The organism is Streptomyces sp. NPDC000075, from assembly GCF_040301925.1.
Lineage (GTDB): Bacteria > Actinomycetota > Actinomycetes > Streptomycetales > Streptomycetaceae > Streptomyces > Streptomyces polychromogenes.
Genome location: NZ_JBEPFL010000006.1, coordinates 300016 through 314615 on the forward strand (window position 1 = coordinate 300016; position 14600 = coordinate 314615).

Annotated in this window: 10 protein-coding genes and 1 riboswitch; of the genes, 4 read left to right on the plus strand and 6 right to left on the minus strand. The window is 74.8% G+C overall.

Annotated elements, in window-relative coordinates; translation table 11 throughout:
* Window positions 1–56 precede the first annotated feature (56 nt).
* Complete coding sequence (locus tag ABT403_RS10605; protein ID WP_344166285.1) at window positions 57–560, plus strand: septum formation family protein; 504 nt, start codon at window positions 57–59, stop codon at window positions 558–560.
* 54 nt (window positions 561–614) lie between these two features.
* On the opposite strand, the gene ABT403_RS10610 is transcribed toward ABT403_RS10605, so the two are convergent.
* Both ABT403_RS10610 and cobN read right to left on the minus strand, forming a co-directional pair.
* Window positions 615–2837 carry a terpene synthase family protein gene (locus tag ABT403_RS10610; protein ID WP_344166286.1) on the minus strand — a complete coding sequence of 741 codons (2223 nt, stop codon included), beginning with the start codon at window positions 2835–2837 and terminating at the stop codon, window positions 615–617.
* Between the two features lie 255 nt (window positions 2838–3092).
* Window positions 3093–6713, minus strand: a complete 3621-nt coding sequence (cobN, locus tag ABT403_RS10615) for a cobaltochelatase subunit CobN (RefSeq protein ID WP_344166287.1) — start codon at window positions 6711–6713, stop codon at window positions 3093–3095.
* A gap of 33 nt (window positions 6714–6746) precedes the next feature.
* Window positions 6747–6871, minus strand: a riboswitch (cobalamin riboswitch).
* Window positions 6872–7150: 279 nt separating this feature from the next.
* Between cobN and ABT403_RS10620 the strand changes: the two genes are divergently transcribed.
* Genes ABT403_RS10620 through ABT403_RS10630 form a run of 3 tightly spaced genes read left to right on the plus strand, consistent with a single transcriptional unit; the run spans window position 7151 to window position 10660 of the window.
* On the plus strand, window positions 7151–8503 hold the full coding sequence (locus ABT403_RS10620; protein WP_344166288.1) for a ferredoxin-like domain-containing protein: 1353 nt from the start codon (window positions 7151–7153) through the stop codon (window positions 8501–8503).
* Between the two features lie 4 nt (window positions 8504–8507).
* Window positions 8508–9155 carry a precorrin-8X methylmutase gene (locus ABT403_RS10625; protein WP_344166289.1) on the plus strand — a complete coding sequence of 216 codons (648 nt, stop codon included), beginning with the start codon at window positions 8508–8510 and terminating at the stop codon, window positions 9153–9155.
* Window positions 9152–10660 (plus strand): precorrin-2 C(20)-methyltransferase, encoded by a 1509-nt coding sequence (locus tag ABT403_RS10630; protein ID WP_344166290.1) that lies wholly within the window; start codon window positions 9152–9154, stop codon window positions 10658–10660. The genes ABT403_RS10625 and ABT403_RS10630 overlap by 4 nt, the downstream gene beginning before the upstream one ends.
* A 113-nt stretch (window positions 10661–10773) precedes the next feature.
* Here ABT403_RS10630 and ABT403_RS10635 read toward each other — a convergent pair whose 3' ends face one another.
* Genes ABT403_RS10635 through cbiE form a run of 4 tightly spaced genes read right to left on the minus strand, consistent with a single transcriptional unit; the run spans window position 10774 to window position 14126 of the window.
* Complete coding sequence (locus ABT403_RS10635; protein ID WP_344166291.1) at window positions 10774–11286, minus strand: hypothetical protein; 513 nt, start codon at window positions 11284–11286, stop codon at window positions 10774–10776.
* A gap of 9 nt (window positions 11287–11295) precedes the next feature.
* Window positions 11296–12090, minus strand: a complete 795-nt coding sequence (locus ABT403_RS10640) for a cobalt-precorrin-6A reductase (RefSeq protein WP_344166292.1) — start codon at window positions 12088–12090, stop codon at window positions 11296–11298.
* The gene (gene cobM, locus ABT403_RS10645; protein ID WP_344166293.1) at window positions 12080–12829 is read right to left on the minus strand and encodes a precorrin-4 C(11)-methyltransferase; all 750 of its coding nucleotides are present in this window, start codon (window positions 12827–12829) and stop codon (window positions 12080–12082) included. Before cobM ends, ABT403_RS10640 begins: the two co-directional genes overlap by 11 nt.
* A gap of 40 nt (window positions 12830–12869) precedes the next feature.
* Window positions 12870–14126 carry a precorrin-6y C5,15-methyltransferase (decarboxylating) subunit CbiE gene (gene cbiE, locus ABT403_RS10650; protein WP_344166294.1) on the minus strand — a complete coding sequence of 419 codons (1257 nt, stop codon included), beginning with the start codon at window positions 14124–14126 and terminating at the stop codon, window positions 12870–12872.
* Between the last annotated feature and the right edge of the window lie 474 nt (window positions 14127–14600).

Below are 14600 nucleotides of genomic sequence, written 5' to 3' on the forward strand. Positions count from 1 at the left end.
GTGGACAGTGCAGCGGCCGCCGCGTCTCGCGCCCCAGTGCAAGGAGAGCCGCGCCCATGTCCAGACTGCCCCGATCACCGTACGGCCGTGCCCTCCACGGCGCGGCCCTCGCCCTCGCCCTGTTCCTCGGAGTCGCCGGGGGCGGTCAGGCCCTCGGCGCCGCCGTCTTCGACGACACCGAGGACATCGAGGTGGGGGACTGCTTCAACAGCCGCTCCGATCTGAAGGGCCTCAAGACCGACGAGACGAAGAAGGCGCCCTTGTCGGTGGACATCGTCTCCTGCGACGATCCGCACCAGTCGGAGGCCTACGCCGTCCTCACCGTGCCGGACGGCCCCTTCCCGGGAGACCAGAAGCTCGCCTCGATCGCCAACGAGAAGTGCGGGGACAAGGCGATCGACGCCTACGTGGGGGCCGGAAGGAAACTCCCGGACGGCATCGGGCAGTACTTCTACCTTCCGTCTTCCGAGACCTGGGCCACGGGCGACCAGGAGATCACCTGCTTCCTGGCCGACCCCGCCCACCAGACCACCGGCTCGCTGCGCGCCCCGCAATCCTGAGTCCGGCCGTGGCGGCGGGGGCGGGCGAGCGGTCCGCCCCCGCCGCCGCCCGGCTCAGGCGGGCAGCCCGATCCGCGCCGCCGCCATGCCGAAGCCGCCGCTCAGGACGGCGGCGGACAGTCCGCCGCCCTGCCGGCGCAGATCGTCCTCACCATAACGCCGCACCTTCCGGTGCCAGTTGAGCACTCCCGCCAGCCAGTCCCGGAGTTCGCCCGCGTAGCTGTCGAGACCCGCCCGGGCCCGCGCGTCCAGTCCGCGGTCCTCGCAGAGCCGCGGCAGGAGGTCCGCGACGATGTGCTGGAACTCCTCCACCCGCCGGTTCATGAGGGAGTGGCAGATGTGGAGGGCCTCGGGGTAGCCGATGCTGAAGAAGGCGCGGGTGACGACCAGGTGGTTGTGCATGTCGCCCTCGAACTCCACCTCCTTCTGGTAGGAGAAGATGTCGTTGATGAGACAGCCGATGTCCGCGGCCGCGTTCTCCAGCGACCGGACGGTCCCCGAACGGTAGATCTCCTCCGGGACGCCCCGGCCCTCGTGGCCGAGCCGGCACATGTACATCGTCAGTCGCGAGCCGAAGGTGCGACGGCGCATCTCCGCGTAGTCCACCGGGTCCGGGACGCGGTGGTGGGCCAGGTTCTCCACCTCCCACACCCAGCTCTCCAGCATGTCCGCCATGGTCGCCCGGAACTCGGCGCGGGCGGTCCCGGACATGCCCGCGGCGGTCCGTTCCCACAGGTCGGCGAAGGAGCGTTCCAGCACGGTGACCGGCTCCGGCCCGGTACCGGCGGGGTCCTCGGTCATCATCGACAGGAGCCGTGCGGTGGTGGCCTTGGCCGCCGCGATGTTCCCGGACCGCCCGAACACCAGCGGGTAGTAGTCGTCCGCGTACGTCCCCCAGGTCAGCCAGCACGCGCTGAGCAGCAGTTCCCCGGCCGTCGCGTCGGGGTCGATGCCGGCCGCGCAGAGGGCGAAGTCGAAGCCGCGCACCTTCTGTTCGGTCCAGACCGCCGAGCCCGGGTCACCGGGCTGCGGTTCCAGCAGCCCCATCCTGCGGGCCCACTCCACCGAGCCCGCGCGCGCGTGCGCGAGGTGGGGGCTGAGGGACAGCTCGAAGGGCAGGTCCATCCCGGGGATCACCGAGGGGCCGGTGCGTTCGAAGGGAGTGAAGGAGAAGGAGCGGCGGCGCATCTCCATGGACCGCCGGGTGAAGACGGACCCCAGGTCGAAGGCGCTGGTCCCCAGCCCGCCCGGCAGGAAGGGCAGGGACAGCCGGGCGGTGGGCCTGGCCCCCTCGTTCATGTAGCGGCCGGAGACCATGTGCCATTCGTGGCCGCCGGCCTGCCAGTCCTGGAGTCCCTTGACGTAGGCGAGGACGGCCGCGATCTCGTCCGGGGCGAGGGCGTGGTCGGAGAAGAGCCGGGGGAGTTCGGCGAGTGCGGTCTGCTCGAACTGATGGAGGCGGGAGGTGATCAGGTCGTTGGAGATCTCGGCGGCCTCTTGGGTGGAGCAGCCGAGGAAGGTCTCCAGCACCAGGACGGCGTTGGACAGTTCGCCCTCGTCGGTGACCTCGCGCTGGTAGGAGAAGATGTCGTTGCGGACGTGCACGGCGTCGGAGAAGGCGTCGCGCAGGACGCCCAGCGGCCGCGAGTGCGCCACGCGCGCCGGCACCTCGGCGGCCACGTACTCCACCAGCCCGGCCGACCAGGGCGCCCCGCCCACCTTCCGCCGCATCTCAATGTATTCGAGGGGGTTGGCCACGCGGCCGAGGCCGATGTTGGAGAGCTCCCACATGGACTCGTCGAGCAGGTTCTTCGTGGACAGCGAGAACCGCTCCCGCCAGTGCGCCGACATGGCCGGGACGGTACGCGCCCACAGGTCGGCGAGCCCCGCCTCGACGGGGTTGGTCGCCTCGGGGAAACCTTCCGCCAGGTCCATCGGCATGAAGGCGGCGAGCCGGTCGAGGTAGGCCCTGGCGCCGTCGCGGTCCTGGGAGCGCTTGTACATCTCCAGGAAGTGGTCGTCGAAGAAGAACACCCACACGTACCAGTCGGTGACCAGCGACAGCGCCGCCGCGTCGCAGTCGGGGTGGGTGTGCGCGCAGAGCAGGGCGTAGTCGTGCGCGTCGAGGTCCCCCTCGTCCCACACCCCGGACCCCTCCAGCATCCCGAGCCCCCGCGCCCACTGTTTGGTGTGGGCCCTGGCCTCCTCCAGGTGGGGGTTCAGCCGTGCCGGATACGGCAGGTAGAACTCCGGCAGTTGAAACGGCTGCTGCGTCACGACGGGTCGGGCCTTTCGTCCGGTGCACGGGGCCCGGCCGACCCGGCCCCCGCACGAGATCAGCAGTGCCCTACCCCGGACGCCCGGGGGCCAAGGCGGAGTTCACCGCTTCAGGTGACGAGCCCCCCGTTCCCGGGCGCGCGCGGACGGCGGGGGGTAACGGAGCGTTTCGCGCGACCGGCCCGGCCCCCACGAGTGAGGGACCGGGCCGGTCGCGCTCAGCCCGCCGTGTGGAGGACCGCCATTCCGGGGCGCTTACTCGCCTTCGCCCTCCAGGTTGCCTTCCGTGTCCAGGTAGACCTGGCGGAGGGATTCGAGGATCTGGGGGTCCGGCTTTTCCCACATGCCGCGGGATTCGGCCTCCAGGAGGCGTTCCGCGATGCCGTGGAGGGCCCAGGGGTTGGCTTCCTCCAGGAAGGCGCGGTTCGTCGGGTCGAGGACGTAGGTTTCCGTGAGCTTGTCGTACATCCAGTCCGCTACTACGCCGGTGGTCGCGTCGTAGCCGAAGAGGTAGTCGACCGTCGCCGCCAGTTCGAAGGCGCCCTTGTAGCCGTGGCGGCGCATCGCCTCGATCCACTTGGGGTTGACCACGCGGGCGCGGAAGACGCGGCTGGTCTCCTCGACCAGGGTGCGGGTCTTGACTGTCTCCGGGCGGGTGGAGTCGCCGATGTACGCCTCGGGGGCCGTGCCGCGCAGGGCGCGGACGGTGGCCACCATGCCGCCGTGGTACTGGAAGTAGTCGTCCGAGTCGGCGATGTCGTGCTCGCGGGTGTCGGTGTTCTTCGCCGCGACGGTGATGCGCTTGTAGGCCGTTTCCATCTCGGTGCGGGCGGGCCGTCCTTCGAGGCCGCGGCCGTACGCGTAGCCGCCCCAGACCGTGTAGACCTCCGCGAGGTCGGCGTCGGTGCGCCAGTCGCGGGAGTCGATCAGCTGGAGGATGCCCGCGCCGTACGTGCCGGGGCGGGAGCCGAAGATGCGGGTGGTGGCCTTGCGCTCGTCGCCGTGGGCGGCGAGGTCGGCCTGGGCGTGGGCGCGGATGAAGTTGGAGTCGGCAGGCTCGTCCAGGGAGGCCGCCAGCCGGACCGCGTCGTCCAGGAGGCCGATGACGTGCGGGAACGCGTCGCGGAAGAAGCCCGAGATGCGGAGGGTTACGTCGATTCGGGGGCGGTTCAGTTCGGAGAGGGGGATTGCCTCGACGCCCGTCACGCGGCGGGAGGCCTCGTCCCAGACCGGGCGGACGCCGAGGAGGGCGAGGGCCTCGGCCACGTCGTCGCCGGCGGTGCGCATCGCGCTCGTGCCCCAGAGGGAGAGGCCGACCGAGGCGGGCCACTCGTCCTCGTGGTCCGCGCGGTAGCGGGCCAGGAGGGAGTCGGCCAGGGCCTGCCCGGTCTCCCACGCGAGGCGGGAGGGGACGGCCTTCGGGTCGACCGAGTAGAAGTTGCGGCCGGTCGGCAGGACGTTGACCAGGCCGCGCAGGGGGGAGCCCGACGGGCCCGCCGGGACGAAGCCGCCGTCCAGGGCGCGGACCACGTGCTCGATCTCGTCCGTGGTGCCCGCCAGGCGGGGGACGACCTCGTGCGCGGCGAAGGTGAGGATGTCCGCGACGGCCCGAGGGTGGCCCGCCGCGACCGAAGCGACCGCCGACGGCGCCCAGTTCGCGTCCTCCATCGCCTGGACCAGCGCGCGGGCCGTCTCCTCGACGGCGTCCGCCGTCGTACGGGTGGCAGCCGACTCGTCGAGGCCGAGCGCCTCGCGCAGGCCGGGCAGGGCGGAGGTGCCGCCCCAGATCTGGCGGGCGCGGAGGATGGAGAGGACCAGGTTGACCCGGGCCTCGCCCGTCGGGGCGCCGCCCAGGACGTGCAGGCCGTCGCGGATCTGGGCGTCCTTGACCTCGCACAGCCAGCCGTCGACGTGGAGGAGGAAGTCGTCGAAGCCCTCGTCGTCGGGGCGTTCCTCCATGCCCAGGTCGTGATCGAGCTTCGCGGCCTGGATCAGGGTCCAGATCTGGGCGCGGATCGCGGGGAGCTTCGACGGGTCCATCGCGCTGATCTGCGCGTACTCGTCCAGGTGCTGCTCCAGGCGGGCGATGTCGCCGTACGACTCGGCGCGCGCCATCGGCGGGACGAGGTGGTCGACCAGGGTGGCGTGGACCCGGCGCTTGGCCTGGGTGCCCTCGCCCGGGTCGTTGACCAGGAAGGGGTAGACGAGGGGCAGGTCGCCGAGGGCGGCGTCCGGGGAGCAGGAGGCGGACAGGCCCGCGTTCTTGCCGGGCAGCCATTCGAGGTTGCCGTGCTTGCCCAGGTGGATCATCGCGTCGGCGCCGAAGCCGCCGTCCTGCGCGGCCGCCTGGATCCAGCGGTACGCGGCCAGGTAGTGGTGCGAGGGCGGCAGGTCCGGGTCGTGGTAGATCGCGATCGGGTTCTCGCCGAAGCCACGCGGCGGCTGGATGAGGATGAGGAGGTTCCCGCGGCGCAGGGCCGCGAGCACGATGTCACCCTCGGGGTTCGCGGAACGGTCCACGAACATGTTGCCGGGGGCCTCGCCCCAGTGTTCCTCGACGCTCTCGCGCAGGTCCGCGGGGAGTTCGGCGAACCAGCGCTTGTAGTCGGCCGCCGGGATGCGGACGGGGTTGCGGGCCAGCTGCTCCTCGGTGAGCCAGTCCTGGTCGTGGCCGCCGGCCTCGATCAGGGCGCGGATCAGCTCGTCGCCGTCACCGGAGACCAGGCCGGGGATGTCGGCCTCGGGCCCGAAGTCGTAGCCCTCGGCGATCAGGCGGCGCAGCAGCTCCACGGCGCTGGCCGGGGTGTCGAGGCCGACCGCGTTGCCGATGCGGGAGTGCTTGGTGGGGTACGCGGAGAGGACCAGCGCGATCCGCTTGTCCGCGCGCTCGATGTGGCGCAGCCGGGCGTGGCGCACCGCGATGCCGGCGACGCGGGAGGCCCGCTCGGCGTCGGCCACGTAGGCGGGCAGGCCGTCCTCGTCGATCTCCTTGAAGGAGAACGGGACGGTGATCAGGCGGCCGTCGAACTCCGGCACGGCGACCTGGGTGGCGGCGTCGAGGGGGGAGAGGCCCTCGTCGTTCTCCTCCCAGGTGCTGCGCGAGCCGGTCAGGCACAGGGCCTGGAGGATCGGCACGCCGAGCCCGGCCAGGGCGCCCGCGTCCCAGGACTCGTCGTCCCCGCCCGCCGAGGCGGTCGCGGGGCGGGTGCCGCCGGCGGCGAGGACGGTGGTGACGATGGCGTCCGCCTGCTCCAGGGCGTGGAGCAGCTCCGGCTCCGGGGTGCGCAGCGAGGAGACGTACAGGGGGAGGGGGCGGCCGCCCTTGGCCTCGACGGCGTCGCAGAGGGCGTGCACGAAGGCGGTGTTGCCGCTCATCTGGTGGGCGCGGTAGTAGAGCACCGCCACCTGCGGGCCCGTGGCCTGCGTGGCGGGCCGCTCCAGGGGGCCCCAGGTGGGGGAGGCGGCCGGGGGCTCGAAGCCGTGGCCGGTGAGCAGGACCGTGTCGGACAGGAACCGGGCCAGCTGCTCCAGGTTGGCCGGGCCGCCGTGCGCGAGGTAGCGGTGGGCCTCGGCGGCGATGCCGATGGGGACCGTGGAGGCCTCCATCAGCTGGGCGTCCGGGGCCTGTTCGCCGGTCAGCACCACCACCGGCCGGGTCTGGCCGGGGGCCAGCAGCACGTCGAGGCCGTCCTGCCAGGCGCGCAGGCCGCCGAGGAGGCGTACGACGACCAGCTCGGCGCCGTCGAGGAGCCCGGGGAGGTCGTCGACGGGGAGGCGGGAGGGGTTCGCGAACCGGTACGGCACGGGGCCGCCGGCGACGTTCGCGGCGCGGGCGCTGAGCAGATCGGTGTCGGACGTCGACAGCAGCAGGATCATGCGGCGGCAGGCCTTCCTCGGGGTTTCCGCGCCCCGGGCAGTGAGGACAGCGGGAGTTCCTGACTCACCTCACGGATCGCTCCGCGGGGCTCACAGTGGCGGGACCGCGCCGGAATCGCACCGGGCTTCCTCCCATGTCGCCGTCCTCGGCGGTGACGGGCCGAGTGGTCCGCCGGAAGGTCATCTTAGGTGGCCGTCTCCCTGGCCGGGAGGTGGGGTGGGGAGCTCGCGGGTGGTGAGCCGCGGTGCGGTGCGCCGTCGGGGCTCTGCCCATCGGGCCGCGCCGCAAACTCCCCCGGCTACCGCTGGGGTACCCCCGGGTGGGGCCGGGAGGGCCTCCGGTGGGCTGGAAGGATCGGCGGTGGGGCTGGATTGCGCTGGTCGGGGTGGCGACGGACACAGGTCGGGGGTGGGGAAACGTGGGTATGCTCGCGGCCATGCCGCCCCAGCCCCCTTCCGCCGCATCGCGGGACGAACCCGTCATACGCGACCGCGGCGACGCCTGCCCCGGCGCGCTGCGGCTGCACTCCGCCGACGACGGGTACCTGGCGCGCGTGCGGATCCCCGGCGGGCTGCTCACCGGCCGGCAGGCCGCCGTGCTCGGGCTCGCCGCCGACCGGTTCGGGGACGGGCACCTGGAACTCACCTCGCGCGGCAACGTCCAGCTGCGCGGCCTCGCCGACGGCTGCGGCGCCGGGCTCGCGGAGATGCTCGGCGGCGCCGGGCTGCTGCCCGCCCCGAGCCACGAGCGGGTGCGCAACATCGTGGCCAGCCCCCTCGGCGGGCCCCTCGTCGTGGACTGGGTCCGGGAACTCGACCGGCTGCTCTGCGCGAGCACCCGGGCGGCCGCCCTCTCCGGGCGGTTCCTGTTCGCCCTCGACGACGGGCGCGGGGACGTGGCCGCCCTCGAACCCGACGTCACCGTGCTGTCCGTCCGCGCGGGCGGCACCGGGAGCGCGGGACGCGCGGAGCCGCGGGACGACCGGACCGCCGCCGGTGCCGGGAACGTCCCCGGCGACGTTCCCGGCGGCCGGGCCCTGGTGCGGTTCGGCGCGGCCGCCGACGCCGTCGAGGTCGGTGCCGCCGACGCGCCCCGGGCCGCGCTGCTGGCCGCCGAGTACTTCCTCGACTCCGCCGACGCCGCCGGGAACCGTCCCTGGCGGATCGCCGAACTGGCTGACGAACACACCCTGGACACACGGGAGTTCGCGCTGAGGCTCGACGCCGCCGGGATCGCGGCCGGTCACCGCCCCGAAGTGGCGTGGCCCTGTGCCGAACCGCCCCGGCCCTGGGGCGAAGACGGCGCCGGACTCTGCGTGCTGCCCCCGCTCGGACGGCTGAGCTCCGCACAGTGGCGGGTACTGACCGAGGCCGCCGGCGGTGCTGACGGCGAGCTGCGCGTCACCCCCTGGCGCAGCGTCGTCCTGCCGCACGCGAACACCGGCGCGTGCGCGCGCGTCGAGGCGGCCGGCCTGGTCGCCCGGCCCGGCAGCCCCTGGCTGTCCGTCACCGCCTGCACCGGCAGGCCCGGTTGTGCCAAATCCCTCGCGGACGTGCGCGCCGACGCCCGCGCGGTCGTTGCGGAATCCGCCGGCGGCCTGCCCGTGCACTGGTCGGGCTGCGCCCGCCGGTGCGGCCACCCGCGCGGCACCGCCTGGGTGGACCTGGTCGCCACCCCCGACGGCTACGCACTCGACGCCCGGTCCGTCCCGCACGCCGACCTCGCGGCCGCCCTCGCCGATGCCCGGCGCCCCCGTACACGTACCACCCCACCACCCCCGTCGCAGTGAAGAAATGAGCGAGTACACCGTGTTCGAGTACGAGAAGGACGGCGCCGCGATCTACCGCCAGTCCTTTGCCACGATCCGCGCCGAGGCGGACCTCTCCGGGCTGCCCGCCTCGGTCGCCCAGGTCGCGGTGCGCATGATTCACGCCTGTGGCATGACCGACCTCCCCCAGGACCTCGGCTACACCCCCGACGTCGTCCTGCGGGCCCGCGCCGCGCTGCAGGCCGGTGCGCCGATCCTGTGCGACGTGCAGATGGTCGCCAGCGGCGTCACCCGCAAGCGGCTGCCCTCCGGCAACGAGGTGATCTGCACCCTCTCCGACCCGGCCGTCCCCGCCCTGGCCGCGAAGACGGGCACCACGCGCAGCGCCGCCGCCCTCGAACTCTGGCGCGACCGGGGACTGTTGGAGAACTCCGTGATCGCCGTCGGCAACGCCCCGACCGCGCTGTTCCGGCTGCTGGAGATGATCGAGGAGGGCGCCCCGCGCCCCGCCGCCGTCATCGGCGTGCCCGTGGGCTTCATCGGCGCCGCCGAGTCCAAGGACGCCCTGGCCGCCCACCCCTCGGGCCTCGACCACCTGATCGTGCGGGGCCGGCGCGGCGGCAGCGCCATCGCCGCCGCCGCGATCAACGCGATCGCGAGCGAGGAAGAATGAGCGACCGTCAGGACCGGGAGACGAAGGGCAAGCTGTACGGGGTCGGGCTCGGGCCCGGCGACCCGTCGCTGATGACCCTGCGGGCCGTCGAGGCGATCGCGGAGGCCGACGTCGTCGCCTACCACAGCGCCCGCCACGGCCGTTCCATCGCCCGCTCGATCGCCGCGAAGCACCTGCGCGCCGACCACGTCGAGGAGCCGCTGGTCTACCCGGTCACCACCGAGACCACCGACCACCCCGGCGGCTACCAGGGCGCCATGGAGGAGTTCTACGAGGCCTCCGCCGCCCGCCTGGCCGCGCACCTCGACGCCGGCCGGACCGTCGCCGTGCTCGCGGAGGGCGACCCGCTCTTCTACGGCTCGTACATGCACATGCACAAGCGGCTCGCCGACCGGTACGAGGCCGAGGTCATCCCCGGCGTCACCTCGGTGAGCGCCGCCGCCGCCCGGCTCGGCACCCCGCTCGTGGAGGGCGAGGAGGTGCTGACGATCCTGCCCGGCACCCTGCCCGAGGAGGAGCTCACCGCCCGCCTCGCCGCCACCGACTCGGCGGTCGTCATGAAGCTCGGCCGCACCTTCCCCGCCGTCCGGCGGGCGATGGAGGCCAGCGGCCGCCTCGCCGAGGCCCGTTACGTCGAGCGCGCCACCATGGAGGGCGAGCGGACCGGGGTCCTGGCCGACACCGACCCCGACACCGTCCCGTACTTCGCCGTCGCCGTCGTGCCCAGCCGGATCGGCAACCCGGGCAGCGTGCCGTCCGGGCCCGGCGAGGTCGCCGTCGTCGGCACCGGACCGGCCGGGCCGCTGTGGCTGACCCCGGAGACGAAGCGGGCGCTGGCCGACGCCGAGGTGCTGGTCGGCTACACCACCTACCTCGACCGGGTGCCGGTCAAGCCGGGCCAGGTGCGGCACGGCTCCGACAACAAGGTGGAGTCCGAGCGCGCCGAGTTCGCCCTCGACCTCGCGCGGCGCGGCAAGCGGGTCGCCGTGGTCTCCGGCGGCGACCCCGGGGTCTTCGCCATGGCCACCGCGGTCCTGGAGGTGGCCGGCCAGGCCCCCTACGCCGACGTGCCCGTACGGGTGCTGCCGGGCGTGACGGCCGCCAACGCGGCGGCCGCCGCCGCCGGGGCGCCGCTGGGCCACGACTACGCCACCATCTCCCTCTCCGACCGGCTCAAGCCGTGGGAGGTCATCGCCGAGCGGCTGCGCGCGGCCGCCGCCGCCGACCTGGTGCTCGCCCTCTACAACCCGGGCTCGCGCAGCCGGACCTGGCAGGTGGCCCAGGCGCGCGAACTGCTGCTGGAGCTGCGCCCGGCGCAGACCCCGGTGGTCGTGGCGCGGGACGTCGGCGGGCCCGGGCAGACGGTGCGGATCGTCACGCTCGGCGAACTGGAGCCGTCCGAGGTGGACATGCGCACCATCCTGCTGATCGGCTCCTCGCAGACGCGGGTCACCGAGCGCCCCGACGGGTCGCGCGTGACGTGGACCCCGCGCCGCTACCCGTGACCGGCCCCGTGAGATGAGCGCGGCCCGGCCCGGGAATCCCGGGCCGGGCCGCCGGTGCTCCGTCCGGCCGCCGCGCTCCGTCCAGCGGCCGCGCTCCGTCCGGCCGCCGGGGCTCAGCCCGGGCAGCCCGTGAGGGCGTCCGGGCAGCCCTGCACCGTCGCCGGGTCGAGCGTGACCAGCTGCCACGACACGACCCCGGCCGGAGGGGAGTCGTCCTGCGGGGCGGGGTCGATGTGCGCGTTCAGCGCCGAGCCCGCCGGGAGGTTCAGCCGGGTGACCTCCCCGGCGGTGCACGACACGTCGAACGTCCGGTCCCCGGCGCCGCCTTCGCGGGACAGCACCAGCGTCACCCGGGAACTCTCCTCGCTGTCACAGGCGATGTCGAAGCGGTACGGGCGCTCCCCGCCGGTCTCCAGGGACTTCTCCATGCCGGCCTTGAGGAACCCCGTCCCCCGCGCCGTCACCCGGGCGCCGGCCGTGAGGTCCTTGCCCAGGCTCTCGTCGGCCCGCTGGAGCGCGTCGTCCGGCTCCCAGCCCTTGGGCTCGGGCGCCGAGCCCCCGCCGCATCCGGTGACGAGCGCCGACGCGGCGGCGAGGACCAGGACGAGGGCGTGACGTATCCGCATCCCTTCACACTAGAGGGTGCGGCCCCCGTCGCCGAGCCACCGCAGCGCCGCGTCCACCGACTCCGCGCGCGCCACGCCCGCCGGCACCGGCGGACGGCGCACGACCAGGACCGGGATCCCGGCCTCGCGGGCCGCCGTCAGCTTGGGCGCGGTCGCGTCGCCGCCGCTGTCCTTGGTGACCAGCACGTCGACGCGGTGCCGGGCCAGCAGCTCCCGCTCCTGCTCCAGGCCGAAGGGGCCGCGTGCCAGCAACGGCTCCATGCGCGGCGGCACCGGCCCCTGCGGCGGGTCCACCGAACGCACCAGGAACCAGGTGTCGGTGAGGTGGGCGAACAGGTGCAGGCCCGTCCGGCCCGTGGTCAGGAAGGCCCGCCGGCCCAGCGAGGGCAGTACGGCGGCCGCCCCCGCGAGGTCGTCCGCGAAGGTCCAGGCGTCGCCCGGGCCCGGACTCCAGCCGGGCCGGCGCAGCGCCAGCGTCGGCACGCCCGTCAGCGCCTCCGCCTCGGCCGCGTGGAAGCTCATCCGCTCCGCGAAGGGGTGCGTGGCGTCGACGACGTGCGTGACGCCGTGGGCGGTGATCCACCCCGCCAGCCCCTCGGCCCCGCCGAAGCCGCCGATCCGGGTCTCGCCCGGCGGCAGCACGGGCGCGCCGACCCGGCCCGCGAGGGAGTTCGTCACCCGGTACGAGGCGGCGTACGCGGGATCCGCCGCCAGCGCCTCCGCCAGCCGGCGGCCCTCGGTGGTGCCGCCCAGGATCAGGACGTGCCCGGCGGGCTCCCGTCCGGGGGACGGCTCAGCAGACATGCCGGTCGCGTTCGGGGGAGTAGAGGTGGCTGTCGCGGAACTGCTCGGCGCCCAGCGTCCGGCCCACGACGATGACGGCGGTGCGCACCAGCCCCGCCTCCTTGACCTGCCCCGCGATGTCGGCCAGCGTCCCGCGCAGGATCAGCTCGTCGGGGCGGCTGGCCATCGCCACCACCGCCACCGGGCACTCGGCCCCGTAGTGCGGCAGCAGCTCGTCCACGACGCGGTCCACGTAGCGGGTGGCCAGGTGCAGCACCAGCAGGGCGCCGCTGCGGCCGAGCGTGGCCAGGTCCTCGCCGGGCGGCATCGGGGTGGCCTGCTGGGCGATCCGGGTCAGGATCACCGTCTGGCCGACGGTCGGGACGGTCAGCTCCCGCTTGAGGGAGGCCGCCGCCGCCGCGAACGCGGGCACGCCCGGGACCACCTCGTACGGGATGCCGTGCGCGTCGAGCCGGCGCATCTGCTCGGCGACGGCGCTGAAGATGGACGGGTCGCCGGAGTGCAGCCGCGCCACGTCCAGGCCCGCTTCGTGGGCCCGGACGCATTCGGCGATGATCTCGTCGAGGTTCAGCCGCGAGGTGTCGACCAGCCTGGTCCCCTCGGGGCACTCGTCGAGCAGCTCGCGCGGGACCAGGCTGCCCGCGTACAGGCAGACGGGGGCGGCGGCGAGGGTGCGGGCACCGCGTACGGTGATCAGGTCGGCGGCGCCGGGGCCCGCGCCGATGAAGTACACGGTCATGTCAGTCTCCTTGTGTCTTCGGCTTCGTCACGGGTCCGCGTCACGGCGCGTCGGCCGGCGGCTGAGGCTTCGTCACGGACCACTGGGTGACCGGCATCGCCTGCCGCCAGCCCGTGAAACCGCCCACCGGGACGGCGTGCGAGACGGCCAGCTTCACCAGCTCCCCGCCGAGGCGCCGGTGCTGCCCGGCCAGGACCGCCTCCGACTCCAGCGTCACGGTGTTGACGACGAGCCGGCCGCCGGGCGCCAGCGCCTCCCACGCGGCGTCGAGCAGGCCCGGGGCGGTGAGCCCGCCGCCGATGAACACCGCGTCGGGCGCGGGCAGTCCGTCCAGCGCGGCCGGGGCCGCGCCGACGACCACGCGCAGGCCGGGGACGCCGAGGGCCGCCGCGTTGCGGGTGATGCGGGCGGCCCGCTCGGGGACCCGCTCGACGGCCACGGCGCGGCAGGAGGGGTGCGTGCGCATCCACTCGATGCCGATCGAGCCGGAGCCGCCGCCGATGTCCCACAGCAGTTCGCCGGGGGCGGGGGCCAGGGCGCAGAGGGTCGCGGCGCGGACGTGGCGCTTGGTGAGCTGCCCGTCGTGCTCGTACGCGGCGTCGGGCAGGCCGGGGGTGGCGCCGAGCCGGGGGACCGCCGAGCCGGGATCCCGGAGGCACTCGACGGCGACCACGTTGAGGGGGTCGCCGGGCTCGCGGTGCCAGTCGGCCGCGGTGCCCTCGTACGCGTCCTCGCGCTCGGAGCCGAGCTGTTCGAGGACCCGCATCCGGCTCGGGCCGAAACCCCGCTCCCGCAGCAGGGCGGCGATCTCGGCCGGGGTCGCCGCTCCGGCGCTCAGCACCAGCAGCCGCCGCCCCTCGTGCAGCGCGGCCGCCACCCGGGCCACCGGCCTGCCGACCGCGGTCAGCACCTCGGTGTCCTCCACCGGCCAGCCCAGGCGGGCACAGGCGTAGGAGACGGAGGAGGGGTGCGGGTGGACGTGGAGCGCGCCGGGCCCCAGTTCCTCGCCGAGCGCGCGGCCGATCCCGTAGAACATCGGGTCCCCGCTGGCCAGTACGGCGATCCGGCGCCCGGCGTGCTCGGCCATCAGCTTCGGTACGGCGGGGCGCAGCGGGCTCGGCCACGCGACCCGCAGTCCGCCGCACTCGCCGGCCGGGAGCAGGTCCAGCTGCCGGGGCCCGCCGATCAGCACCTCGGCGCCGGCCAGCGCCTGACGGGCGGCGGCGGTGAGCCCGGCCCAGCCGTCGGCCCCGAGGCCGACGACCGCAACGGCTATGGGGGGTGCTGCGGAGCTCACTGCGGTACCTCGGGAACGGGAGAGGGCGAATGCGCGGGACGGACCCGCAGCTTACTGGGACGCGCCCCGGCCCCCGGTGCCAGGGGTGACCGGGAACGACACCGCCGCGCGTCCGCGTGGCGGGGCCGGCGGGCCGGTGCGCGGGGCCGCGGAGGCGGCACGGGGCCCGGCCCGGCCGCCGCGCCCGTGTCCGCCCCCGTCCGCCCCCGTCGCGCCCCCGTCCGCCCCGGGCGGAACCTGCCCCCGGCCCGGCCCGGCCCCCCACACTCGGACGATGGACGACACTCCGGACAACCACCCAGCCGGCCCGGACGACGCCCGGGCCGGCGGCCGCCTCCCCCCGGACGACGACGGCCGCGGCCACGCCGTGGTCCTCGGAGCCGGGATCGCCGGATCACGGCCGGGCTCACCGGCACCGGCGCCCCACCCGCCCCACCGCGCCCGGTGGCGGCGGGGGGGGGGGGGGCCCCCCCC